The organism is Acerihabitans sp. TG2 (genome assembly GCF_035013185.1).
Classification (GTDB): Bacteria; Pseudomonadota; Gammaproteobacteria; order Enterobacterales; family Enterobacteriaceae; genus Acerihabitans.
On the sequence record NZ_JAYGJO010000006.1, the window covers coordinates 221289 to 246325 of the forward strand.

At 52.3% G+C, this 25037-nt stretch carries 19 protein-coding genes; 14 read left to right on the top strand and 5 right to left on the bottom strand.

The genetic code is table 11. From position 1 onward, the window contains the following. Nucleotides 1-152: 152 nt before the first annotated feature. From SJI19_RS08100 to SJI19_RS08120, 5 genes are all read left to right on the top strand, one after another. Nucleotides 153-1274, top strand: coding sequence for a branched-chain amino acid ABC transporter substrate-binding protein (locus SJI19_RS08100; protein ID WP_323477742.1), 1122 nt, complete (start codon nt 153-155; stop codon nt 1272-1274). 234 nt (nt 1275-1508) lie between these two features. Next, nucleotides 1509-2423 (top strand): ABC transporter permease subunit, encoded by a 915-nt coding sequence (locus SJI19_RS08105; protein ID WP_323477743.1) that lies wholly within the window; start codon nt 1509-1511, stop codon nt 2421-2423. 11 nt (nt 2424-2434) lie between these two features. Beyond that, on the top strand, nt 2435-3721 hold the full coding sequence (gene livM / locus SJI19_RS08110; RefSeq protein ID WP_323477744.1) for a high-affinity branched-chain amino acid ABC transporter permease LivM: 1287 nt from the start codon (nt 2435-2437) through the stop codon (nt 3719-3721). Then, on the top strand, nt 3718-4593 hold the full coding sequence (locus SJI19_RS08115) for an ABC transporter ATP-binding protein (RefSeq protein ID WP_323477745.1): 876 nt from the start codon (nt 3718-3720) through the stop codon (nt 4591-4593). Before livM ends, SJI19_RS08115 begins: the two co-directional genes overlap by 4 nt. Nucleotides 4594-4741: 148 nt before the next feature. Continuing rightward, nucleotides 4742-5458, top strand: coding sequence for an ABC transporter ATP-binding protein (locus SJI19_RS08120; RefSeq protein ID WP_323477746.1), 717 nt, complete (start codon nt 4742-4744; stop codon nt 5456-5458). A 63-nt stretch (nt 5459-5521) separates the two neighbouring features. Here the strand turns inward: SJI19_RS08120 and SJI19_RS08125 are convergent, their stop codons facing one another. From SJI19_RS08125 to SJI19_RS08145, 5 genes are all read right to left on the bottom strand, one after another. Continuing rightward, nucleotides 5522-6271 carry a hypothetical protein gene (locus tag SJI19_RS08125; protein ID WP_323477747.1) on the bottom strand — a complete coding sequence of 250 codons (750 nt, stop codon included), beginning with the start codon at nt 6269-6271 and terminating at the stop codon, nt 5522-5524. A gap of 333 nt (nt 6272-6604) precedes the next feature. Beyond that, on the bottom strand, nt 6605-7063 hold the full coding sequence (locus SJI19_RS08130; protein WP_323477748.1) for a hypothetical protein: 459 nt from the start codon (nt 7061-7063) through the stop codon (nt 6605-6607). 361 nt (nt 7064-7424) lie between these two features. Further along, entirely contained in the window at nt 7425-8429 is a 1005-nt protein-coding gene (locus SJI19_RS08135) for a hypothetical protein (RefSeq protein WP_323477749.1), read from the bottom strand. 208 nt (nt 8430-8637) lie between these two features. Continuing rightward, nucleotides 8638-11478 carry an inverse autotransporter beta domain-containing protein gene (locus tag SJI19_RS08140; RefSeq protein WP_323477750.1) on the bottom strand — a complete coding sequence of 947 codons (2841 nt, stop codon included), beginning with the start codon at nt 11476-11478 and terminating at the stop codon, nt 8638-8640. Between the two features lie 827 nt (nt 11479-12305). Continuing rightward, entirely contained in the window at nt 12306-13235 is a 930-nt protein-coding gene (locus SJI19_RS08145; RefSeq protein WP_323477751.1) for a LysR family transcriptional regulator, read from the bottom strand. A 1148-nt stretch (nt 13236-14383) separates the two neighbouring features. Between SJI19_RS08145 and SJI19_RS08150 the strand changes: the two genes are divergently transcribed. From SJI19_RS08150 to SJI19_RS08190, 9 genes are all read left to right on the top strand, one after another. Then, the gene (locus SJI19_RS08150; protein ID WP_323477752.1) at nt 14384-15265 is read left to right on the top strand and encodes a hypothetical protein; all 882 of its coding nucleotides are present in this window, start codon (nt 14384-14386) and stop codon (nt 15263-15265) included. Nucleotides 15266-15584: 319 nt separating this feature from the next. Further along, nucleotides 15585-16739: a UDP-4-amino-4-deoxy-L-arabinose aminotransferase gene (gene arnB, locus SJI19_RS08155; RefSeq protein WP_323477753.1), complete on the top strand. Its 1155-nt coding sequence runs from the start codon at nt 15585-15587 to the stop codon at nt 16737-16739. After that, nucleotides 16726-17706 (top strand): undecaprenyl-phosphate 4-deoxy-4-formamido-L-arabinose transferase, encoded by a 981-nt coding sequence (gene arnC / locus SJI19_RS08160; RefSeq protein WP_323477754.1) that lies wholly within the window; start codon nt 16726-16728, stop codon nt 17704-17706. The genes arnB and arnC overlap by 14 nt, the downstream gene beginning before the upstream one ends. Then, complete coding sequence (gene arnA / locus SJI19_RS08165; protein WP_323477755.1) at nt 17706-19688, top strand: bifunctional UDP-4-amino-4-deoxy-L-arabinose formyltransferase/UDP-glucuronic acid oxidase ArnA; 1983 nt, start codon at nt 17706-17708, stop codon at nt 19686-19688. Before arnC ends, arnA begins: the two co-directional genes overlap by 1 nt. Further along, entirely contained in the window at nt 19685-20599 is a 915-nt protein-coding gene (arnD, locus tag SJI19_RS08170) for a 4-deoxy-4-formamido-L-arabinose-phosphoundecaprenol deformylase (protein WP_323477756.1), read from the top strand. Before arnA ends, arnD begins: the two co-directional genes overlap by 4 nt. Beyond that, a complete protein-coding gene (gene arnT, locus SJI19_RS08175) occupies nt 20596-22269 on the top strand; it encodes a lipid IV(A) 4-amino-4-deoxy-L-arabinosyltransferase (protein WP_323477757.1) in 1674 nt (557 codons plus the stop codon). The genes arnD and arnT overlap by 4 nt, the downstream gene beginning before the upstream one ends. Further along, nucleotides 22266-22616 (top strand): 4-amino-4-deoxy-L-arabinose-phosphoundecaprenol flippase subunit ArnE, encoded by a 351-nt coding sequence (arnE, locus tag SJI19_RS08180; RefSeq protein ID WP_323477758.1) that lies wholly within the window; start codon nt 22266-22268, stop codon nt 22614-22616. Before arnT ends, arnE begins: the two co-directional genes overlap by 4 nt. Next, a complete protein-coding gene (arnF, locus tag SJI19_RS08185; RefSeq protein WP_323477759.1) occupies nt 22613-22990 on the top strand; it encodes a 4-amino-4-deoxy-L-arabinose-phosphoundecaprenol flippase subunit ArnF in 378 nt (125 codons plus the stop codon). The genes arnE and arnF overlap by 4 nt, the downstream gene beginning before the upstream one ends. Before the next feature lie 306 nt (nt 22991-23296). Continuing rightward, nucleotides 23297-24976, top strand: coding sequence for a ShlB/FhaC/HecB family hemolysin secretion/activation protein (locus SJI19_RS08190; protein ID WP_323477760.1), 1680 nt, complete (start codon nt 23297-23299; stop codon nt 24974-24976). Nucleotides 24977-25037 lie beyond the last annotated feature (61 nt).

Below are 25037 nucleotides of genomic sequence, written 5' to 3' on the forward strand. Positions count from 1 at the left end.
CATTGTTGTTTGTTTGCGGATATGGCCGATATCTTGCTTGGTTTTACTCTCGGGCGGGTTATCCCGCCGCGCTACGGGCTGTACGTTTTACGCTTTTGGAGTCATGGTTCACGGCCTGGACGTTTCGCTAAAACTGTATAAGGATCCAGACGATGTCAATGAAATTGCTCACAACACCGCTCTCTGCTTTAGTGCTTGGCTGCCTGGGTACGGCGTTTGCCGTCCACGCGGATATTGTCATCGGCGTCGCCGGCCCTTTTTCCGGTCCAAATGCCACTTATGGCGATCAATACTGGCGCGGTGCCACTCAGGCGGCGGAAGATATTAACGCAGCCGGCGGCATCAAAGGCGAAAAAATCACGCTGGTACAGGGCGACGACGCCTGCGAACCGAAGCAGGCGGTGGCGGTGGCCAACCGTTTGGTGGACCAATCCCATGTTAAAGCGGTCATCGGCCATTTTTGCTCATCGTCTACCATGCCGGCTTCGGTGGTGTATGACGACGCCGGTATTATCGCCATCACGCCAGGCTCCACCAACCCGCAGGTTACCGAACGCGGCCAGACCGCCATGTTCCGCATGTGCGGGCGCGACGATCAGCAGGGGCTGGTTGCCAGCAATTATATTATCGATAAGCTCAAAGCCAAGAAGGTGGCCATTATCCATGATAAGGACACTTATGGTCAGGGCCTGGCGGATGCCACTAAGGCGGAACTGAATAAACGTGGTGTAAAAGAGGTGATGTATGAAGGCCTGTCGCGAGGTGAAAAAGATTTTAACGCCCTGGTAACCAAAATTCGCGCCCTTAACCCCGACGTGGTTTATTTTGGCGGTTGCCACCCGGAGGCTGGTCCATTGGTGCGTCAGTTGCGCGAGCAGGGGGTCACGGCTAAATTTTTCTCCGGCGACTGCATTGTAAATAGCGAAATGGTTACCGCCGCCGGCGGTCCGCAGTATACCAATGGCGTGCTAATGACCTTTGGTAAGGATCCGCGTTTGATCCCGCAAGGCAAAGCGGTGATCGAAAAATTCCGCGCCGGCAATTTTGAGCCGGAAGGTTATACCCTTTACTCCTATGCGTCGGTGCAGGCGATTGCGGCGGCGTTTAACGCTGTGGGCGGCAGCGATTCCGCCAAGGCCAGTGCCTGGCTGAAAGCCAATAGCGTGGATACGGTGATGGGGAAAAAATCCTGGGATAACAAGGGCGATCTGAAAGTGTCCGATTATGTGGTCTATCAATGGGACGATCAGGGCAAATATCACGAACTGCCCTAGGTGCAGCCCCACAATGGCATGCGAACGCCACTGGCGGTTATGTGAGCGCGACAGCGCACCGGCCGCTGCTCCGGACCCCAGCCCGGGGAGGCACTCCCGAGGTGCTGGCCCCCGAGGTGTTGGTATCGGCACCCGGTTTCCTCAGGCTGCACCTTCCCGCCGCGCTGCGTACCGGCAAGGGTTATGCCGTGCCACCGCCGGGCGGCCTATCACACCAGATGAGACGGTTTAACTATGGATTCTTCCTTTCTGCAGCAAATGTTTAACGGCTTGACGCTGGGCGCGGTCTACGGCTTAGTCGCCATTGGTTACACCATGGTCTATGGCATTATCGGTATGATCAACTTCGCCCACGGCGAGGTGTATATGATTTCCGCCTACCTGTGCGCCATTGCGCTGGCGCTGCTGTCCTTTTTCGGTCTGCATTCGTTTCCTTTACTGATTTTGGGCACCTTGGTCTTTACCATCGTGGTCACCGGCGTCTACGGCTGGGTCATTGAGCGCATTGCCTACCGGCCGCTGCGTAATTCTACCCGCCTGGCGCCGCTGATCTCCGCCATCGGTATGTCTTTGATCCTGCAAAACTACGCGCAGATAAGCCAAGGCCCGCGTCAGCAGGGCATTCCCACCATGCTCGATGGGGTACTTAAGTTCCATATTGGCGAAAGTTTTGTCCAACTGACCTATACCAAGGTGTTTATTTTGATCGCCTCGCTGGTGGGGATGCTGGTGCTGACCTATGTGATCGGCCATACCCGGCTTGGCCGCATGTGCCGTGCCACTCAGCAGGACCGCAAAATGGCCTCGATTCTCGGTATCAACACCGATCGGGTGATCTCCTGGGTGTTTGTGATCGGTGCGGCCATGGCGGGTCTGGCCGGCGTATTGATTACCATGAACTACGGTACCTTTGATTTTTACGCCGGTTTTATTATCGGTATTAAAGCGTTTACCGCGGCGGTGTTGGGCGGCATTGGTTCGCTGCCGGGGGCGATGCTGGGCGGGTTGATTTTGGGCGTTGCCGAAGCGCAGTTTTCCAGCATGGTGAATTCCGATTATAAAGACGTATTTTCATTTTCATTATTGGTGGTGATTTTGATTTTTCGCCCGCAGGGTCTGCTGGGTCGCCCGATGGTGGCTAAGGTATAAAGGGAGGGAATATGGTGCAACCCACGGTAGGTCGCTCACCGGATATTCGTCAATGCATACTTGACGCGGTGTTGGCGGGATTTATCGCGCTGATCGTGTTTGGGCCGATGGTCGGGGTGGTGCTTGACGGCTATAGCTTTAATTTCCATGCCCCACGTCTGGTGGGCATTATTCTGGTGGTGGCGGCAGGGCGGTTTTTACTCAGCCTGTTTTTACAAACAGCACCCGGACGCCGCTGGGTGGTACGGTTTAACGGCGATTCGGGCGGTGTCTATGTTCGCCCGGCGCACCAACGTAGTCGCCTGCGCTGGATTATCCCGTTGATTTTGCTGCTGGCGTTGCTGTTTCCATTTGTCGCCACCAAATATCTGCTGACCGTGGCCATTCTCGGCCTGATCTACGTACTGCTGGGACTGGGCCTGAATATCGTGGTGGGTCTGGCCGGCCTGCTCGATCTGGGGTATGTGGCGTTTTACGCCATCGGAGCCTATGGTCTGGCGCTGGGTTATGAATACCTGGGGTTGGGCTTTTGGTCCATGTTGCCGCTGGCAGCGCTAATGGCGGGCCTGGCCGGTGCCCTGCTGGGTTTTCCGGTGTTGCGTATGCATGGAGACTACCTGGCCATCGTCACTCTGGGTTTTGGCGAAATAATCCGCCTGATCCTCAATAATTGGCTGGCGTTTACCGGTGGCCCCAACGGCGTATCGGTACCGTCACCGACCTTTTTCGGCCTGGAGTTTGGCCGTCGGGCCACGGAGGGCGGGGTGCCGATCCACGAATATTTGCACATTACCTATAATCCCAGCCTGAAGTTTATTTTTATCTATAGTGTGTTGATCCTGGTGGTGATGCTGGTGCTGTTTATTAAGCATCGCCTGACCCGCATGCCTATCGGCCGTGCTTGGGAAGCGCTGCGCGAGGATGAAATTGCCTGCCGGGCCATGGGGCTGAACCATGTGTTGGTCAAGCTTTCTGCCTTTACCCTGGGGGCGTCTACCGCCGGTATCGCCGGGGTGTTTTTTGCCAGTTACCAGGGATTTGTCAATCCAACCTCGTTTACCTTTTTTGAGTCGGCGCTTATTCTGGCCATCGTGGTGCTTGGCGGCATGGGGTCCACCATCGGCGTGGTGATTGCCGCCTTCGTCCTTACCGTGGCACCGGAGCTGTTGCGCAGTTTTGCCGAATATCGCGTACTGCTATTTGGGGTGTTGATGGTGGTGATGATGATTTGGCGTCCGCGCGGCCTGATCCGTGTCAGTCGTACCGGTGTGGAGATACGCAAGGGGGTGGCGCCATGAGTGATACCATTCTCAGTGTCGAGCATTTAATGATGCATTTCGGCGGTATCAAAGCATTGAATGACGTCAACCTGACGGTGAAACGCGGTTCGATCACCTCGCTTATTGGCCCCAACGGTGCCGGGAAAACCACGGTATTTAACTGTTTGACCGGTTTTTACCAGGCCAGTGGTGGCACTATTTTGCTCAATACCCGCCAGCGCCCCACGGATATTATACAAATTCTTGGGCAAAAATTTCGCCTCGGCGATTTTATCCACCCGACGCGGCTGGGTCGGCAGGTATTTTATAAAATGTTCGGGGGCACCCATTTGGTTAACCGCGTCGGGCTGGCGCGCACATTTCAGAATATCCGGCTGTTCCGCGAAATGTCGGTGGTGGAGAACTTGTTGGTGGCCCAACATAGGCAAACCAACCGCAACCTGATCGCTGGGGTGCTTAATACCCCAGCCTATCGGCGCGCCGAAAACCGTGCGCTGGACCGGGCGTTTTACTGGCTGGAGGTGGTGGATTTGGTGGACTGCGCCAACCGGCTGGCCGGAGAAATGTCCTATGGACAACAGCGGCGGTTGGAGATTGCTCGCGCCATGTGCACCCACCCCGAGGTCATCTGTCTGGACGAACCGGCAGCGGGCCTGAACCCGGTGGAAACCCGCAATTTAAGTCAAATTATCCGCCTACTGCGTGACCGGCACGGGATCACCGTACTGCTGATTGAACACGATATGGGCATGGTGATGGATATTTCCGATCATATTATCGTGCTCGACCATGGGGATGTGATTGCCACAGGCACCCCGGCGGCGATTCAGAACGACCAGAAAGTGATTGCCGCCTATCTGGGAACCGATGAGGAGGAACCGGTGCTATGAACACTGTGCGGCTGACATTGCGGGCGCGACTTCGGCTACCTTGCCCGGTATCGAGAATCAGGCCCTGCCGCGACGAACAATCTGCGGCTGCAATCACCGGCGAGACATCGCCTGCCTTGCACTGCATCGATAATAAGGCCCCCACGCCATGAATAATGCGTTGCTGGAATTTAAGGCGGTGGACGTATTTTACGGCCCGATCCAGGCCCTGCAACAGGTCTCGTTGCAGGTTAATCAAGGCGAAACGGTGGCGCTGATTGGTGCCAACGGTGCCGGAAAATCCACGCTGCTGATGTCGATTTTCGGCCAGCCACGTATAACCGCCGGGCAGATCCTGTTTCGCGGCAGCGACATCAGCCACAAATCCACCCATTTTATCGCCGCCAACGGCATAGCCCAGTCGCCGGAAGGACGACGGGTGTTTCATGATATGACGGTGGAGGAAAACCTGCTGATGGGCACCATTGCCATCGGTAATCAACATCAGGCAGAGGATCTGCAACATATGTACGCATTGTTCCCGCGTTTGTTGGAGCGGCGCCAACAGCGGGCCATGACCCTGTCCGGCGGTGAACAGCAAATGCTCGCAATCGCGCGCGCGTTAATGAGTCGGCCAACGCTGTTATTGCTGGATGAACCGAGCCTGGGGCTGGCACCACTGATCGTTAAGCAGATTTTTCAGATCCTGCGTGATTTGGCACGTGAGGGCATGACCATTTTTCTGGTAGAACAAAACGCCCACCATGCGCTGAAGCTGTCCGATCGGGCCTACGTGATGGTCAACGGACAGATTCGCCTGAGCGGCACCGGTGCCGAGCTGTTGCTTAATCAGGACGTGCGCAAGGCGTATCTGGGTGGGATTTAAATGAGCCGAGGGCGGCCCCTTGAAGCCGCCCGGTGATCTTGCGTATCCACGCCGGTTTTGCCCTTATGCGCCGGGTGCCACGGTATCGATCCACACGGCGGTGGTGCGTGAGTAAGCTTGGGCGCCAGTAACGTCTTTAACAATTTCATAATAAAAATTGCCCAGTACGCTATCCAGGTTATTGAATTGGTACCCGGGTATAGCGATAACCGTAGGCGCTGTCGCATCCTCAATGGTGGCATCCGCCACCTGACTCAACGAAATCAGTGCGCCGGTGGTGCGATTGGTCACCCTCAAATAGACTTTAACCACATCCTCATCCGCAATGGCGCCTGCCTGAACGGGAATACGTATGGAAATGTCGTCTGATCTGGCGATATTGATAATATTGACCGGGGTGCCTGCGTACAACACATCGGGGCTGAGCAGGGTTGGCTGGGTGGCGCTGCTACCTTGAACCGTCACGTCAAGTTGAGGTGAGGTGCGAGAATTGCCGAAAACATCGTTGATGTTATAATATACAGCATAATTACCATCGCTTAATGCTGCACTCGGCAAGAAGGCGGTTTTAATATTGATCACCCAGGCTATCGGCCCGGATTCATAGTATTTTTGTAATTGATTGATACCCCAAAAGAAATTTATCTCGTCGCCTTCGGCGATATCCGGTGGGTAAATAATACGGGCCTGGACGCCAGCATCAATGCTTTGCTGGGTTAAAATATTGCCAGCTTTTAAATTAGTGACAGTGACGAGGTCAAGTTCGGCGGCGGCTAAAATAGCGGCGGACGCTGGTAATAATGGTTTCGACATAATAACTCCTTACAGTAACGGGTGGCGACTGGCGTTGAAATGACATTAAAAATAAAACGCGATAATTCAGGTTGTCGATGTGCAGAATTGGCGGAAACGTGAATTACTTAAGCTATATATTTATCGCTTCAATAGACTTAATCAATGTCATTTTTTGCCAGCAAGGGTATTAAAAAAACACATTTGTCTAATCCAACAAATAACATCTTCTACAACCTGAATTTATTGCACCGGCAGCAGAATTTCTTTTGCTCATAATTTATTAAATATTGCGTCGCCGCCGGGTGGAAATGCGGGTTACGTCGGCGATGGCAAAGCACAACCTCAGCCCTGTTAATCCGTAGACTGCTTCAATTCATCCGTCGGTATTGCAGCCGGTGGGGCCGTGTGATGCGGATGATGCCTGACTACCGTGACCGTTTGCGGCGCGGATTTGGCTACATTGCCGGCGCCGTCCATTTCAGCATAATAAATGACATATCGACCATTTTTGAACAGCTGCGCGGGGTCGAATACCGCCGCCAGGTCGATAATCCAGGGAAAGTTGGCGCCGTCATAGGCCCGTTGCACCGAATATTGGCCCCAGTAGAGCGTGAAGATGTCGCCTATCGCGCCGGTAAGCGGCTGCGGCACCACCACCTGGACACCGGCAGCAATGGAGTGATCGTTTATAATATGCCCGGGAGCCAGGTTGGTAATATAACACGGCAGCAGGTGACTGTGATTGGCAATCAGATTCGGGGTAACGGCATCATTCGGTGAATCGGTGCTTAACGTATTACGAACGGTCATAATGACTCCCCTGATATCATTAAAAACGGTTATTTCGTATGGCAATATAGCAATATAGCAATATAGCAATATTGCTATATGTCGAATTATCGAATTATCGAATTATCGAATTATCGAATTATCGAATTATCGAATTATCGAATTATCGAATTATCGAATTATCGATGTATCGATGTATCGATGTATCGATGTATCGATGTATCGATGTATCGATGTATCGATGTATCGATGTATCAATGTATAAACGTATCAGCGTTGTTATCCTTTTGAACTATTCCGCTACAGAGGGTAATGACTGGCCTGATCACCCGAATAACGTCATTAAATAAGCGCGCGCTGCAAGTTTATCGGGGCCGTTGATTTAAGGCGGCACGGTATCAATGATGGTTCGGGTAATAAATGAGGCGTATTCAACATTGCTCACCGTAGCGGTGTAATAAAAATCGCCGTAGATGCCGTTATAATCCAGAAACATCCCTTCCGGCACCGGCACTTCCCAAGGCAGACTGGCATTGGCTGGTCGGCCGCGCAAAATCAGTTCGTTACTCAGGTAGGTACCGCTAAAACGGCGTTTGGTCAGAAACAGTGAGCGCTGCGGATTGCCGCTTAATAACGTCTGCCCACCGGCAACGGTCACCACTACCCCAGCCTGCGCTGCCGCCAGGTTAATTCGGTTGTATAGCTCTGGTGGCAGGGTTGGTGCCAATAACACCGGGTCGGAATAAGGGCTGCCGGTAACGGTGACGGTCAGCGGGAAGGCACCCACGCCATTACCCGCAGCATCCTGGATGCTATACCACACAAAGTAGCGGCCGTTGGCCAGCACCAACGTGGGGTTGCCGAAGGCGGTTTTGATATCGATGACCCAGACCAGGCTGCCGGTAACCGCTTTTTCCAACGCCAGATCTCCCCAATACAGCGTTATCAGGCTGTCTGAGGGGGTATCCGCCGGCAATATGATGCGCGCCTGGATGCCCTTGGCTATCGCCTGCCCATCAATGGGCGCGGCCCCGGTAGCTGGGTTAATGGTCACATTGGTTAATGAGATCAGATTCAACGCCCGGTTATAAATATTAAACACCCCGCTGGCGCTGCCCCCATCGGTGGTGGCGGTAACCGGGATCAGCACCGGTACCGACCCTAAGGTGAGATAACCGACAAGGGTTTGCGCCTGGCCTGAAGGATCGGTGCGGACCGTGGGCGGGTCGAACGTAATGCCGGCGAGGGGCGAGGTAAATCTCACCGCCACATCGGGCACCGGATCCTGCGTTGCGCTATCGTAAACCCTGGCGGTTAAAGTAAATTCACTCTCCTCTCCAGGCCCGGTAAACAGTGGAAAAAAATGCAAAACGATTTGATACGTCATCCTCGCTCCTTATCAAACCGGTTGTGGGTTTTGGCTGGTCAATACCCACGTTATACGGCGGAATGCGGCGGGTGAGCAATGTTGATTTTTAGCAGCGGGTCGCTAAAAATAGCGATGCGCCGATCGACGGCCCAGGGTCGGGTGCCGGGTTTTGCGGTTTAAACAAGCGCGGGATAGCGACCTCGCCATCCCGCCGGTTAACGCTTAGCTAATTAAATTCAAAGCTCGATGAACCTGCTTGGGGTGTAGTCGCGTAACCGCCATTGATATTGGCGAAAACAAACCTAAAAACAAGCCCACTCCCTTCTGTCTCACTGATAGCAGATATGTCGAGTTTGCCGTTAGTGTCGGTAGTCGATGCTGCCGTGACGATTGCATCTGGAAATGGAGTAGAACCGGCCGAGAAATCCCGAACATCAGTGTTTATGGGTTCATCAACCAAGGGGGCGCCGCGGTTTGTGGTGACCGTCAGGGTGGCCTTGATGGGATCTGCCCCATCGGCCAGCGCGGTGTTATTTGCCAACACGATGGCCAATGTTGGCACGGTAAAGCTTCCGCCCGGCTCGGTTTTACTGACGCTTCCACCCTCGGCGCTGGCGGTGATCATCACCGTTCCAATGCGGTCATAGGTGTAGGCAAAGGTGGCAGTACCTCCCGCATCGGTCAACACCGTGGGTATTGTGACGTTTAACGTGCCGCCACTGCCTGCGCCGGTTAGGGTGATTGGCTGGTTTTGCAACGCGGTACCACTGGCGTCGGTGACCTTGACCTGCGCGACGTTGGTTTCACGGCCATTGGCGGTGGCATTGTCTGCCGTTACTGTTATGGACGTAATGACGATGCTCACAACAAAGTTAACCGCCACCGACTGGGTCTGGCCATCAGCCAGCGCGGCCTTGACCTGACTGGTGCCGGCGCTCAAGCTGGTGAGTTCGGCCACCGCTTCGCCGCTGCCGTTGGTGGTTATTTTGCTTGCCACCAGTGTGGCGCTGCCGCTGGTGACGCTAAAGGTCACTTCCTGGCCGCTCAACGGCAGGCCGCCGCTATCATGCACCACCACCGTCACCTGATTTTGTGACCTGCCATCGGCGGGCTGATCGTCGGTGGTGGCAGACATGGTGGCGATACGCGCCACGCTGGCAGCGCCAAAGGTGGTCGCCAGCGTTTGCGCATGTCCGTTGGCCAGGGTGGCGGTAACGTGGGTGACGCCCGGTGTGGTATTGGTCAGGGTGGCGCTCGCCAGACCGTCCGTGCCGGTGGTGCCGGTCACTGTGGTCACTGTCGCGCCGTTGTCGGCGCTAAAGGTCACGACCTGGCCGGCCAAGGGATCGCCGCTGCCATCGGTGACCAGGGCCTGCACTTGGTTTTTGGCTTCGCCATCGGCCGCCACATCGTTAACCAGGATTTTTAGTGTCAGTAGCGCAGAGGCCGGCAGCACGTCTATTCGGGTGTTGGCACGGTTGGATGCATTGTTTTTGACATCATAAGCCACGGCGCTCAGTGCATAACTGTTGACCCCGCCGGCACGGTAAGGGGGTAAGACGATCGCCAGGCTGCTCAACCCGGTCTGGCTGACGCTACCGCCTGCTACGCTGAGTGCCGCACTGTTCCAATCCACCCGGTCGATAGCGTATTTTGAGGTGATTTGCGCGTTAAGGGTTTGGCTGGCGCCCGCCTGGCCGGTTAATTGCGCCGGTAGGCTGAGGGTGATCACCTGCTGTTTCTGGTATTCCAGCACGATATCATTGTTGCGATCCACCAAATCATAACGGTTGCCCGCCACGGTGCGGCTCGCGGCCACGGCGGATGGACTGATCTGTGATTGCCAACTGTCGCCAAAACGGTAATTCAGCTGTAAATTAAAGGTGGTGTCGTTGACGCTGCCTTTACCCTGGCGATAGTCCACCCCCAGGGTCACCAGGTTGATTGGCGTATAGTTGAGGCCCACCGTGACGGCATACGGGTCTTTTTGCAGATTGTCTTTGCCGAACAACGCCACCTGATCCCCTTGATATTGCTCATACATTAGCTTGCCGCCGAGCTGTGGATAGGCGGGTAGATAGGCTTCTGTTCGCAGATCGAAGCCGTTGGCCGGCCGCTCGTTATAGTCGGCAAAATCCCGTGACGGGTGCCAGTCGCTCAGGCGAAAATAGGTATTGGCGGTGAGTTTCAGATAATCGCGCCAGGCTTCCAGTCCCATGCCCATGCGCCGGTTGTTTCCCGTGAGGTCATCATCATAAAAACTGTTGGCGCCCAGCATCCAGTCGCCCTGCCAGGTCCGCATGCCCAGACCCAGGTTCACGGTATTACGGCTGTCTTTATTACGCGCACCCAGTTGGGTAAATAGCATTTCATGCGGCCGATCGTAGAGCGGGACCAGCAGATCCAGCGCGCTGCCGTCCAGATGTCCATCGTTATTCACATTAAACTGCAGGCGTGCGGTGCCGAACTGACTGAGCCAATTCTCGGCCGCCTCGCTGACTTTGCCACTGGCGGTGGAACGGGCCATATCGGTGGCTGAACCGCCACTGCGTTGATCCGTTGACGCCAATGCTCTAGCACGGGTATTTCCATTGGTAAGCGTCTTGCCGGGCCGTGGTTTGGCCGTCGCGGCGGCGTCGCTATTGGAAAATACAGGCTTGGATACAGTGGTACCGTAGGTCGACAGGGGGTGCGCCAGCGGAATATCAATTTCATCGCCAGTGGTAAGTTGGTCAAACGGCCGCGAAAAGCTGCGCAATTGATTGAGTTTTTTCAGCTGTTCCAGGGTTAAATGCTGTCGCTGGGCTACCATCGACACGTTTTCACCCGGTGCCAGCACATAGGGTTCGGTGGCGATAATGTTTTGCGCTTGGGTCGCTGCGCCGACCGGGGTGAACGCGAGACTTAATGGCAAGCACAATTGGATAACCAGTATTATCCAGGTCGCAAGATAATAGCGGCAGCGATGGGTGGGTCGTTGCCGGCTTTGCCGTGCAGACATAGGCAAATAGAGGTTAACTGACCTGGGTGCGGCGTTATGAGTAATACTTTTTTTATCATCAGTCATTAGGTTAATCCTGACCGTCATCTTATCTGTATACATTCAGTGCGGTCGACAATGTTGAATAAAGGAGACGAAGATCGCTAATACGCAACGATAAGGTGAGGGAAATATTCGCCATTTAATGCAGATTATAAGACTTGGTAAAAAAAGTAAATTTCATTTTTCGACTTAATGATGTTATCTCCACTTTTTTTTATCGTTACGACATAGGCGAAAATAACACATATATAATGGATATTTATTAGTTGATGTATAAACTAGTGCAATAGGTTCAATAATTGGGAGGTGATTTCATTTTGTTATCCCCAGTGAGTATCGCAATGTTATTTAAAAAACAACCCTTGTTTTTAACATTGATTAGCCACCGTAATGAAATGCCAAAGATTGGATGTGTGGTAGTTAAAAAGTATTGAGCGATTGACGATCGGGCCATTGAGCCATTATTCTACGCCCTAAATAATTCACGTTGTGGCGGCGCAGCGACCAATCTGTCTGAAACAGAGGTGAGCGCAACCTATTGCCACCTCATTAGGGGCGAGGTCCAGTGAAGCTGAATATTACCAATGCTCATGCAATTTGACGTGTGCCCTATATCATCGTCGGTCGATGGAACATGGTGATGAAATAAGGGGGCTACCGCATTGGTCACCGATGGGTTAAGCGAAAGGCGTGGGCTGATGGCTTATTGATACCGGTTATTGACATTCAGACACCACCCCATCTTAAACGCAGGAAACCCCGGCAAAGGTCATGCCGGGGTTGAGGTCGGACTGCGAGTGAGTTTGAATCCGGCTGTATTAAGTGTGCTAAAAAACAGGAGATCACTCATCTTAGCCAGCCAACGATTCGGTTTTTTTTGCGATCATAGGTAATATATTATTTTCAATAAACTTTTGGCTATTGTTCATAAAATAAACATTGCGTTCGATAGTCAAATATTTATGGCCACATAAAAAAGGGATGAGTTTGATCTGATAGTTCCGTTCACTGATAATGCTATTGACCGATGATGGCATCAGTCCAACCGCATCACCTTTTTCGATCATGGCCAATTGGACATACAGCTCTGGAATATTTATCCTTTTGATATTCACCTTATTGCTGGATAAATATTTTTCAATCTCCAATGATTCCGCATTATTATGATATTGTTCATATTGTTCATATTGTACCAGCACTTTGCCCGATAAAGCCTCAGTTTGGGAAGCGAACTGGGTAAATGAATCACGTTTTACCGCCAACATCATGGTGTCGGTGGGAAGCGCAATATGAAATACCTCTGGCCCGCATTCTATGTGTTTAGAACTAAAAAAAATCTGGCATATGCCGTTTTTCAGGGCATCGGTAATATTGACTTCATTGGGTGAAAAATATTCTAATGAGATATTTTCCTCGCTATTTTTGAAAAATGAAGAGGATAAAATAGGTGATAAATAAGCATAATCGTGATGATCAATGCCTATTTTTAATTTATTTACCGGTCTTTTATAATCAGGAGGTTTGTTGATGAGCCTTTTTTCAAGACTACTCACCTCTGCATACAATGGAAGCAACGTATCGTATAATTCACGTCCATAATCGGTTAATTTCAAACCACTACTGGTTCTGGTGAATAATTTATGCCCAAGACTTATCTCGAATAACTTAATGGTTCTACATAAGGGTGATGGCGTGATACATAAGATGAGTGCAGCCAACCTAATAGACTGTTCCTGGGCGGTAACGATAAAATATCTCAAGGTTTTAGATAATAAAATCATACTACACCTCTAGAATAAAGTTAACTATGGGAAATTTTTACGTAAAATTGTTATTGAGTTGAACATCCTTTTTTCGTGGATGGTCTATTAAAAAACCATTTACATTTAGGATTTTTCTTAAAACAAACAAAGCAAAAGACACTGGAATACCATTAGCGTTTTTTAATGAACAAGCGTGACGCTACCTATAGAACGTATGAGTAAAAGTATTTAAGTCACTTCACGGACACTGCGTTTTTTTTAATAAATAGATAATTTTTCTCCTTTTTTGTATTCATGATAGCTAAATTAACAATAGATATATAAGGTCGAATACGCTAGTCATGCCACTGTGCATGACTCTTTGCGCAATAAGAATGTATCGAAAATTTTGAGATAACCCCACCACTGAGGCCCGTGGCTTAAGTGTATACGCCACCCTGGCTTAGCTGAGCGTAGTATCGGAAAATTTGTAGACCACATTTTTATTTTACTACTTTAGTCGATCTAGGGTTAGGTTTGTTTAAAAAAAATGAATAATATTGTTATCCAGTTCACGCTTATAAATCAATTTAAACCTTAATTGAAACATAGCCCATAAATCAATGCTATTTTTTGAAATGCAGGTATGAAAAAAATAAAATTTTTATTGAAAAGTCATTATCACCAATAAAAATAGATTAAAATTATTTATGTTTTAAATAAAATTCAATATTTTCAATGTGTTATATTATGATCATATTGTGCGATCATTAACTATCCAATCCACACACAATGCCCAGTTTCGTTGAAGATTAGGAATAAGGCGCATCGAGCACCTTGGCGCGTTGTGATGCAGTTCGGAAATCATTCACAATAATGATACTTTTACCTATCAATATATTTTATTTATCGGGTTTTTCTTTGTTTACCCATTGTGGTTTGTTGGACAAGATAAAAACGTATTACATTTATTTATATGAACGCCCCCTTTGAGTATCCGTGCCACCACCCGCGCGAGGGTAGCCAATCGGTCTAATCAAGTAATACGCTATTATCTTCGCCAGAATCCCGCCATCGTGGTTTTATCAGTGTATGATCCAGTCGCCGTCACCCTTTGCGGTGATTCTCTGGATATAGGAACCAATCTCATGACCCGAATTACCTTAGCGGGCGGAATCGGAGCGGTAATGGATTCGTTGTCTCGCATCCTGGCTGGGCCGGGGATCCGGATCCGGGTCCTGATAACCGATTCCTATCGCGGCCAGAATGTTCATGGTGATACGGTGATCGAATTTATCAGGCTTGATATGCAAGACGGCGGTTCAGTGAAGGTGGCGTTTCAAGATACTGATTGCGCCTGCATATGGACCGGTATACACGAGGATATTGCGGGTTTTGATCGGTTTTTAGTTGATGCGGCGCAACTGGCCGGCGTGCCATTTTTGGTCAATGTGTGCGACAGCGCGGTTTGGGCCGCAATGGAAAGCATGCTAGAGCAGCCCGCCCAAAACCTCACCGGACACCTTCGCCACGGCTTGCCTGTACGGCGAACCGTAACGACCCTGGTTTACCCCTCTATTTATATGCAGAGCATTTTTGCCGTGGCGTCGGCATGGGTACCCTTGGGGTTATGGGGTGGTACGGCGGGTAACGGCCGGGCAGGGTTGGTGGATCGCCTTGATGTGTTGACCGCCACCGCGGCGATTTTGCGTGACGGTCCTGAACGTCATGGCGAAAAAAAGTATCATCTGACCGGCCCGGCAGCGGTGTCACTGGGCTATGTTGCCGATTATTTATCGCAAAGCGTGGGACATAACGTAACGTACCGCTATCGTACGCAAGAAGAACAGCGCAGCATATATCAGACTGCCGGCTTGTCGGCCCAGGCCATCACGCAAATATTGGCCATGGAAAAATCGATTCGCCTGGGCGTCGTGGATAAGGTTACCGGCGACGTGCTTACCTTAACCGGTCGACCCGCAGGTTCGGTTATCGATTGGATTGCCGGGCATCGCACCCTTTTTGGTCTCAGTCCTTTGCCAGGCTCGCCAAAACACGCTTCTTTATAGTCTCACCACATAGGCACACCGCGCGTGGCGCCGACGCGTTACGCCAGCCATCGGCCGGCGGCGTTGGCCCGGTGCGGGTGAATACCCTAATCCCTGTTATCAAATGACGTAAGCCCAATAGCCGGGCTGCAAATGATTTGTATTTATATGAATTGTAATGATTTTGTAAGGAAGAGGTTAAGGGAAATGTAGGCTTGTAGCAGGATATTTTTTAAATATCCATATTTACGCGCTGTTTTCTTTTGGAAATTTAATGTTCGTTTAATTATTAGGGGCTATAGTCGCCCTAAAATGCATTTTAAACATGGTGTGAATAATTATGGATCGCCAGTTACCCTTTTCTAAACCGGCAATCGGTGAAGATGAAATCGCTGCAGTGGAGCGCGTCATGCGTTCGGGGTGGATAACGACTGGGCCGCAAAACCAGCAGTTGGAAACCGATTTTAGCGCCGCTTTTGGTTGCAAGCATGCCATCGCGGTATGTTCCGCTACCGCCGGCATGCATCTGGTGTTAATGGCGTTGGGTGTCGGTCCTGGTGATGAAGTCATTACGCCTTCCCAGACCTGGGTTTCCACCCTTAACATGATCGAATTGCTCGGTGCCCGCCCGGTAATGATTGATGTGGATCGCCAGACCCTGATGGTCAGCGCGGCGGATGTTGAAGCGGCAATTACCCCCCGCACCAAAGCCATTGTGCCGGTCCACTATGCTGGCGCACCGCTGGATCTGGATCCTCTGCGCGAAGTGGCCCTGCGTCACGGCCTGCCGTTGGTTGAAGACGCCGCCCATGCGGTGGGCACGCAATATAAAGGCCGGTGGATCGGCGCATCGGGTACCGCGATATTTTCCTTTCATGCGATTAAAAACATGACGTGTGCCGAAGGTGGGCTGGTCGCCACCGACGACGATGCCCTGGCAGAGCGGGTACGACGACTCAAATTTCACGGTTTGGGTGTGGATGCTTTTGATCGCCAGCAGTTGGGCCGCAAACCACAGGCCGAAGTGTTGGAGCCAGGCTATAAATACAATCTATCGGATATCCACGCGGCCATTGCCGTGGTGCAACTGGCTCGCCTGCCGGAATTAAACGCCCGTCGCCGGGTACTGGCTGAGCGCTATGCCGCGGCGTTGATCGGTTCGCCATTTATGCCGCTGGGGCTGCCTACCTATGATCACGGGCACGCCTGGCACCTGTTTATGGTACGCGTTGACGCGGACCGGTGCGGCATGGATCGCGACCAGCTTATGGCCTATCTGCAGGCGCGCGGTATTGGCACTGGCCTGCATTTCCGTGCCGCCCATACTCAGCAATACTATCGGTTACGTTATCCACAGCTGTCTTTGCCCGATACCGAATGGAATTCGGCCAGATTATGCACTTTACCGCTGTTTCCCGATATGACCACTGACGATGTTGATCGCGTGGTCGCTGCACTCTTTTCTGTAATGGAGCCTGAACTTGTCTCGCGTTGAACCTATTCAAAAAGTCTCTGTGGTCATTCCGGTATTTAACGAACAGCAAAGTCTGCCGGTGCTGATAACACGGACTGTTGCCGCCTGCCGGCAGTTGGCGCAGGACTATGAAATTATCCTGGTGGATGATGGTAGCACTGATGATTCCGTGGCGCTGATGACGCAGGCGGCGGAGCAGCCGGAGAATCAGGTGATTGCCGTACTACTCAATCGTAACTATGGCCAGCACTCTGCCATTATGGCCGGTTTTATCCAGGCCTCCGGTGATTTGATTATTACCCTGGACGCCGATCTGCAAAATCCGCCCGAAGAGATCCCACGGCTGGTCAGCGTAGCGGAAGAAGGCTACGACGTAGTGGGGTCGGTGCGCGCCCATCGTCAGGATTCATGGTTTCGCAAGTTTGCCTCGCGCATGATTAATATGATGATCCAACGCGCCACCGGCAAAGCCATGGGCGATTACGGCTGCATGTTGCGGGCTTACCGTCGGCAGGTGGTGGACGCTATGTTACATTGCCATGAACGCAGCACTTTTATTCCTATACTGGCAAATTCGTTTGCCCGACGCGCCACGGAAATCGAGGTGGCCCACGCAGAACGTGAGTTCGGCGATTCTAAATACAGCTTATTTAAACTGATTAATTTGATGTACGACCTGGTTACCTGTCTGACCACCACGCCGCTGCGATTGCTGAGCGTGGTAGGTAGCGTGATAGCTATCTCCGGTTTCACCCTATCAGTCATATTGGTGGCCATGCGTTTGCTGCTTGGGCCGGTGTGGGCGGCAGACGGGGTATTTACCCTGTTTGCTGTGTTGTTCACCTTTATTGGCGCCCAGTTTGTCGGGATGGGGTTATTGGGGGAATACATCGGTCGGATCTACAACGATGTACGAGCCCGTCCCCGCTATTTTGTTCAACAAGTGATCGGTGACCGGCGCCCCCCGGCTGCTCAGGAAGAAGAATAATGAAAGCTATTGTATTTGCGTATCATGATATTGGTTGTGTCGGTTTGCAGGCGTTGGTCGATGCGGGTTTTGACGTTCAGGCGGTATTCACGCATACCGACTCTCCAGGTGAAAATACGTTTTTCTCCTCTGTCGCCCGTCTCGGTGCCGAGTTAAATCTGCCGGTCCTTGCCCCTGAAGATGTAAACCACCCCCTATGGGTTGATCATATTCGTGCTCTGCAGCCTGATATCATTTTTTCTTTTTATTATCGCAATCTGCTGAGCGAAGAGATTTTGGCGTTGGCGCCCATGGGCGGTTTTAACCTCCATGGTTCACTGTTGCCAAAATATCGTGGCCGCGCGCCGGTCAACTGGGCGCTGGTGCACGGGGAAAAACATACCGGCGTGACCTTGCACAAGATGGTTAAACGGGCTGACGCAGGCGATATTGCCGGTCAACTGGCTGTTGATATTTCAGCAGATGATACTGCGTTAACGCTGCATGCTAAGCTCAGTGACGCTGCAGGCCAGTTGTTGGGCACGGTCCTGCCGAAATTAAAAGCCGGTACCCTAACCCTGACACCTCAGCAAGAGAGTGACTCGAGCTATTTTGGTCGCCGTACCGCAGCCGATGGCGAAATTTACTGGCACAAACCAGCCCAGGAAATCGCCAATCTGGTGCGAGCGGTAACCGAACCCTATCCCGGTGCTTTCAGCTACCTTGGCCAACGTAAACTGGTGGTGTGGCGCGCCCGGGCGGTAGAGGTTGAGCATGATAAGCAACCCGGCACGGTGCTTTGCGACGAACCGTTAACCATCGCTTGTGGCCTGGGTGCGTTGGAAATCATTGCCGGCCAGGGCGAAAGCGGGCTGTATTTGCAGGGCGCACGCTTGGCCCGTGAGATGGGTATTACCCCAGGCGTTCGTCTGACGGCAAAATCCAGTCCGGCGAAGCAGCGCCGTACCCGGGTATTGATCCTGGGGGTGAATGGTTTTATCGGTAATCACCTTACCGAGCGTTTGTTGCAAGAAGACAATTACGACATTTACGGTCTGGATATTGGCTCCGATGCCATCAGTCGGTTTGTTGATAACCCGCGTTTCCATTTCGTGGAAGGCGATATCAGCATCCATTCCGAATGGGTGGAATACCATATCAAGAAGTGTGATGTTATTTTGCCGCTGGTGGCTATCGCGACGCCGATTGAATATACCCGTAATCCACTACGTGTATTTGAACTTGATTTTGAAGAAAACCTGAAAATTGTCCGCGACTGTGTCAAATATAACAAACGCATTATTTTCCCATCCACGTCCGAAGTGTATGGCATGTGTGATGATAAGGAATTTGATGAAGATCATTCACGGCTGATCGTGGGCCCAATTAATAAGCAACGTTGGATTTATTCCGTCTCCAAGCAGTTACTGGACCGAGTGATTTGGGCCTACGGTGCTAAAGAAGGCCTTAAGTTTACCCTGTTCCGTCCGTTTAACTGGATGGGCCCGCGTCTCGATAACCTTGATGCGGCGCGCATTGGTAGCTCGCGGGCGATTACCCAATTGATACTGAATCTGGTGGAGGGTTCGCCGATACAGCTGGTTGACGGTGGGGAGCAAAAACGCTGCTTTACCGATATCGCCGACGGTATCGAAGCCTTGTTCCGGGTGATAGAAAATCGCGACGGGCTGTGCGATGGGCAGATTATCAATATTGGTAACCCTACCAATGAGGCCAGTATCCGTGAGCTGGCAGAAATGCTGCTAGACAGTTTTGAACGTCATCCTTTGCGCGATAGATTTCCGCCGTTTGCCGGTTTCCGGGTAGTGGAAAGTAAAAGTTATTACGGCAAGGGTTATCAGGACGTGGAACACCGGAAACCGAGTATTGAAAACGCCCGTCGCTTGCTCAGTTGGCAGCCGTCCATCGATATGAAGGAGACGGTGGATAATACTCTGGACTTCTTCTTGCGTAGCACCCTTACGCAAGGAAACGAAATGTGAAAACTGTGGGCCTGCGTGTGGATGTGGACACGTTTAGCGGTACCCGTGATGGGGTGCCGCGTCTGCTCGATCTTTTTGATAAATCCGGTATCAGCGCCAGCTTTTTTTTCAGTGTTGGGCCGGACAACATGGGGCGCCATCTGTGGCGCCTGTTGCGCCCACAGTTTTTATGGAAAATGCTTCGCTCCCAGGCGGCTTCGCTTTATGGCTGGGATATTCTGCTGGCGGGCACTGCCTGGCCAGGCAGAAATATCATCGCCTCCCTGGGGGAGGTGATGAAACAAACCGCCGACCACGGGCATGAGGTCGGGATGCATGCTTGGGATCACCAGCGCTGGCAGGCTTGGGCCGGGCGTTGGCCCACCGCTGAACTCGAACGGCAGATCGCGCTGGGCGTGGATGCGCTCGCCCAGTGTCTCGGGCGGCCAGTAACCTGTTCCGCTGCCGCCGGATGGCGGGCCGATGAGCGAGTGCTTAAGGTCAAGCAAGGTTTTCGGTTTCGTTATAACAGTGATTGTCGTGGCACGCATCCGTTCCGCCCTCTGCTGGGTTACGATGGTATCGGAACGGTACAGATCCCGGTGACCTTGCCAACATTCGACGAAGTGATAGGTAAGGAAGTCAGGATATCGGAGTTTAACGACTATTTGCTGGAAATGATCCGCCGGGATAACGGTGTGCCGGTGTACACCATTCATGCGGAAGTCGAAGGGCGCTCACAGTTGGCAATGTTTGAACAACTGTTGCAGCGCGCACAGGCGGAAAATATCACGTTCTGTCCGTTAAGCGCACTGCTGCCGGACGATCTATCATCATTACCGTTGGGCCGGGTGGTTCGATCACCCTTCCCCGGTCGAGAAGGGTGGCTTGGCTGCCAGGCCAGCGCCGACGTCAGGGAGAACATGGCATGACATTACTCAACAGGCTGAAGGGATATTGGCCTGCCGGGCTGGGGCTATTCTACGCACTACTGTATTTGCTGCCGCTCAACGGTCGATTATTATGGCAACCCGACGAGATCCGTTACGCCGAAACCAGCCGTGAGATGCTGGCACGGGGTGACTGGGTCGTGCCGCATCTGCTCGGCGTGCGCTATTTCGAAAAGCCGGTAGCGGGTTACTGGATAAATAATATTTTCCAGTGGCTACTGGGCGATTCCAACTGCGCGGTCCGTGCGGGTGTGGTCTTTAGCACCGGAATAAGCGCGTTGCTGGTCTATATGCTGGCAATGATGATGTGGCGTAATGCGCGCACTGCATCATTGGCCGCACTGATCTTCATGTCGATGCTACTGGTCTTCGGCATCGGGACCTACAGTGTGCTGGACCCGATGTTGGCGCTGTGGCTGACGGCGGCCATGGTCAGCTACTGCATGGCGTTGAAAGCGACCAGCGTGTCGGACAAACTGTTGGCTTATGTTCTACTGGGGTTGGCCTGCGGCCTGGGGTTCATGACCAAAGGCTTTTTAGCGCTGGCGGTACCGGTGGTGGCTGCACTACCCATTGCCCTCCAGCGGCGTCGATTTAAGGAACTGTTGGTCTATGGACCGGTGGCGGTGGTGAGCGCAGTGCTGTTGAGCTTGCCATGGGCACTGGCCATTGCTCGACGGGAACCGGACTATTGGCACTACTTTTTCTGGATTGAGCATATTCAGCGTTTTGCCGATAATGATGCCCAGCACAAAGCACCCTTTTGGTATTATTTGCCGGTGATCCTGGCCGGGTCTTTACCCTGGATGGCCCTGTTGCCGGGGTCGTTGCTAAAAGGCTGGCGCGAACGCGCGGGTCGGCCTGAGCTGTTTTTCCTGTTGAGCTGGGTGATAATGCCGTTACTATTTTTTAGTATCGCCAAAGGTAAGTTATTAACCTACATTCTGCCAGGCATGGCACCGCTGGCGATACTTATGGCCGCCTATGCCCAAGATTGCGTGGCCAATTCCCGCTATCGGGTATTTCACGCCAATGCCGTCATTAATGTGTTATTCGGCATCATCGGCATGGTGGCAATTGTGGTGTTGGGTGCTGGATTTTTGCCGAAAATTATCGTGCTTGGTCATGACGAATGGGCGAAAGTGGTTATGGGTGCAGTGGCGTTCGCCGGTTGGGGAGCGTTTGCCCTGATGTCCCGGCGCCAGGGTGGCAAACGTTGGGCCTGGGCGGCAATGTGCCCGGTGCTGCTTAGCCTGCTGATTGGGAATATCATCCCGCAACAGGTGGTGAACGGCAAGTTGCCACAACAGTTTATTCAAGCCAACGCCGGTACATTGCGCCACAGTAAATTTATTTTGAGCAATAGCGTCGGCATGGCAACGGCGTTGGCGTGGGAATTGAAACGCAATGATGTGAAAATGTACCGTGAACATGGGGAACTGAATTACGGTTTAGGTTATCCCGATGCGCACGACCGCTTTGTCAGCGAGGAAGATTTTCCGTCGTGGCTGGCGAAGCATCGGCAACAAGGGGATGTCGCGGTAGTGCTTCACCTGGCGCATGGGACGGCCTTACCTGCCTCCCTGCCCACGCCTGATGTGATTACTCCGGCCTATCCGATGGTATTGGTGCTTTATCTGCGGCAGCCATGACGGGTTTTCTGATGATCTTGCTGGTGAGCGTACTGACCTGCGCCGGTCAGTTATGCCAGAAGCAGGCCGCGACCCGTTGGGCTGCGGTCCAACCCTTGGCGGTGCGTCGTTTTGCCACCTTGCGTTGGTTGGTCTCTGCGGTGGTCGTGATGGCTATCGGCCTGGTTGTTTGGTTGAATGTCCTGCAAAGGTTGCCTCTCAGTTTGGCTTACCCCATGCTTAGCCTTAATTTTGTGCTGGTTACGCTGGCCTCCCATTGGTTTTTCGGCGAACGTATTACCCTGCGCCACTGGTGCGGGGTATTTTCCATTATGCTGGGGATCCTATTAATGAGTATCCGGCCATGAAAGGTTATGCATGGGCGACTTGCAGTATAATATTGGTCACGCTGGCGCAACTGCTCATGAAGTGGGGCATGCAACACCTGCCATTATTGAGTTTACGCGATATTTCACCCTCACTGCTGTTTTCCTACCCGATGTCTGTGCTGGCAGTGGCCGGTGGCATCGCCGGTTACGCGCTCTCTATGCTGTGTTGGTTTTACGCGTTGCTTTATTTACCACTCAGTCTGGCCTATCCCTTACTCAGCATCAGTTATGCGCTGGTCTACGCCGCCGCCGTGTTTTTGCCGGGTTTTAATGAACCCGCCACGGTGCTGAAAACCCTGGGTGTTGGGTTTATTTTATTTGGCGTAAGTCTTATTAATAAAAGTCATAAGTAACGTGATCTCATAGTAAATATAACTTACTATATATATAATAATTAATTGCATCTTGGTGTAATAAATTCTCAATAAACCATTCTGTTATAAAACCCATCCCAATATAAAATTAACGGTAGAATAACGTCATCCCAACCCTGTCTGTCGGTGGGTTAATGGTTGGGTATATTCCCAATATATATAACCATCGGCCGACGTTTCACGCTGCGAGCATTAATCGGCGCTTATTTATGACCAACTAATAAAATTCACATAATGATAAATACTTCTCTTTATTTACCCCGTGCCGTAATTGAGGAGCGTTACATGCCAAGACGGCTATTCTACTTATTGTCCAGAACATTACTCTGGTTATGGCTAAGCACCTTCGGTAGCGTTTTTGCCAACCCGCAGATGATGCATCAGCAGCAACGGCAAACAGAGCGTGAACGGCAGCTAACACCAGATGTACCCGACATCAGGCTGTTACCCCCGGTTCATTCATCATCGCATATTATTTTTCCTCTGGAATCGCCTTGTTTTACCATTAATCGCGTGATGCTATCGGGTGCGGAGGCTTTTCCATCCTGGGTGCATTTGCAACGTCTGGCCGACCAGACCAACGGGCGCTGTATGGGTACCAATAGCATTAATGTGCTGATGTCTGCCCTGCAAAACCGTCTGACGGGTCATGGTTGGATCACCGCCCGGGTCATGGTTGCGCCGCAGGACCTGCGCCAAGGCACTCTCGAGTTGGTGGTGATCCCCGGCCGGGTGGATCAGGTGCGTCTGGAGCAGGCGTCGGGGCATCGATCGACGCTGCATAATGCCCTGCCCGTGTCCACCGGCGACCTGCTGGATCTGCGCGCCGTTGAGCAAGGGCTGGAAAATATGCAGCGCTTGCCGACGGTGACGGCGACGGTGGAGCTGCTGCCCGGTGAACAACCCGGGTTTAGCGATATTCTGATCAAACGCAGTCAGCGGCGCCCCTGGCGTGTGCGCACCTGGCTGGATGATAGCGGCAACACCACCACCGGCCGTTACCGGGGTGGGGTGATGTTGGCTTTTGACGGGCCGTTGTCATTCAATGATCTGTTTTATCTCACCGCTGAACGGGATTTGCATTTTGCCGGTGAAAAAAATCTCCACAGTTTTAGCGGTCATTATTCCATTCCTTACGGCTACTGGTTGTTCGGTATCACCGCCGATACTTACGACTATCGTCAACAAGCTGCCGGACTTAACGGCCCCATTGTCTACGAAGGCCAAAGCGGTACCCTGGCGATGCGGGCCAGCCGGTTAGTGCACCGGAATGCCACACAAAAGACCAGCGTGAAATACGAAGTCCGGCTGCGCCGGTTGCGTAATTATATTAATGGCAATCATTCAGTATCACAAAAGCGCAATACCAGCTCCTGGCGGCTGGGTGTGGATCATCGTTTTTATCTTGGCGCGGCCACCCTCGATACCAACGTTACTTATCAACAGGGTACAACCTGGTTTGGCGCACGCCCGGCACCGGAAGAACGGACAGGACAGGGTACGGCGTTAAGTGAAATCATCCACTATTCTGCCCAACTCAACGCGCCGTTTTCCCTAGGTGATCAACGCTGGCGTTATCGAACGCATTATCAGCGACAAATCAGCCGCACGCCGCTTACTGCGCCGGACAGGTTTAGCCTTGGCACCTGGGGTACCACGCGCGGTTTTGATGGTGAACATCAGCTGATCGCCGATGATGGCTGGTATCTGCGTAACGAGCTGGCCTGGCGCACGCCGGTACCTGGGCAGGAGTGGTATGTCGGTTTCGATTATGGGGAAGTTGGCGGTCGCAATATGGGTAAGCTGCAGGGGACGCGCCTGGCGGGTGGCGTGACCGGCCTGCGCGGTGCGCTGGCCGCTACCGGCATCGGGTACGACCTGTTCGCCGGCCGACCATTTTCCAAACCGAATGGATTTGAAACCGATCCGCTGAGGTTGGGTTTTAACCTGACATGGGAATATTAGCCGGCATGCCGCAATCGAGGTGAGGGTGTCGATATCCCCCGGGCTGAACCACTGAATCATG

Bases quoted from the DNA above. Each gene is read 5' to 3' on its own strand.
- SJI19_RS08115 (WP_323477745.1), top strand. From the start codon at position 3,718: ATGAGTGATACCATTCTCAGTGTCGAGCATTTAATGATGCATTTCGGC.
- SJI19_RS08140 (WP_323477750.1), bottom strand. From the start codon at position 11,478: ATGACTGATGATAAAAAAAGTATTACTCATAACGCCGCACCCAGGTCA.
- SJI19_RS08100 (WP_323477742.1), top strand. From the start codon at position 153: ATGTCAATGAAATTGCTCACAACACCGCTCTCTGCTTTAGTGCTTGGC.
- arnB (WP_323477753.1), top strand. From the start codon at position 15,585: ATGGATCGCCAGTTACCCTTTTCTAAACCGGCAATCGGTGAAGATGAA.
- SJI19_RS08135 (WP_323477749.1), bottom strand. From the start codon at position 8,429: ATGACGTATCAAATCGTTTTGCATTTTTTTCCACTGTTTACCGGGCCT.
- SJI19_RS08105 (WP_323477743.1), top strand. From the start codon at position 1,509: ATGGATTCTTCCTTTCTGCAGCAAATGTTTAACGGCTTGACGCTGGGC.
- SJI19_RS08145 (WP_323477751.1), bottom strand. From the start codon at position 13,235: ATGATTTTATTATCTAAAACCTTGAGATATTTTATCGTTACCGCCCAG.
- arnA (WP_323477755.1), top strand. From the start codon at position 17,706: ATGAAAGCTATTGTATTTGCGTATCATGATATTGGTTGTGTCGGTTTG.
- livM (WP_323477744.1), top strand. From the start codon at position 2,435: ATGGTGCAACCCACGGTAGGTCGCTCACCGGATATTCGTCAATGCATA.
- SJI19_RS08125 (WP_323477747.1), bottom strand. From the start codon at position 6,271: ATGTCGAAACCATTATTACCAGCGTCCGCCGCTATTTTAGCCGCCGCC.
- SJI19_RS08130 (WP_323477748.1), bottom strand. From the start codon at position 7,063: ATGACCGTTCGTAATACGTTAAGCACCGATTCACCGAATGATGCCGTT.
- SJI19_RS08190 (WP_323477760.1), top strand. From the start codon at position 23,297: ATGCCAAGACGGCTATTCTACTTATTGTCCAGAACATTACTCTGGTTA.
- SJI19_RS08150 (WP_323477752.1), top strand. From the start codon at position 14,384: ATGGATTCGTTGTCTCGCATCCTGGCTGGGCCGGGGATCCGGATCCGG.
- arnT (WP_323477757.1), top strand. From the start codon at position 20,596: ATGACATTACTCAACAGGCTGAAGGGATATTGGCCTGCCGGGCTGGGG.
- arnE (WP_323477758.1), top strand. From the start codon at position 22,266: ATGACGGGTTTTCTGATGATCTTGCTGGTGAGCGTACTGACCTGCGCC.
- SJI19_RS08120 (WP_323477746.1), top strand. From the start codon at position 4,742: ATGAATAATGCGTTGCTGGAATTTAAGGCGGTGGACGTATTTTACGGC.
- arnF (WP_323477759.1), top strand. From the start codon at position 22,613: ATGAAAGGTTATGCATGGGCGACTTGCAGTATAATATTGGTCACGCTG.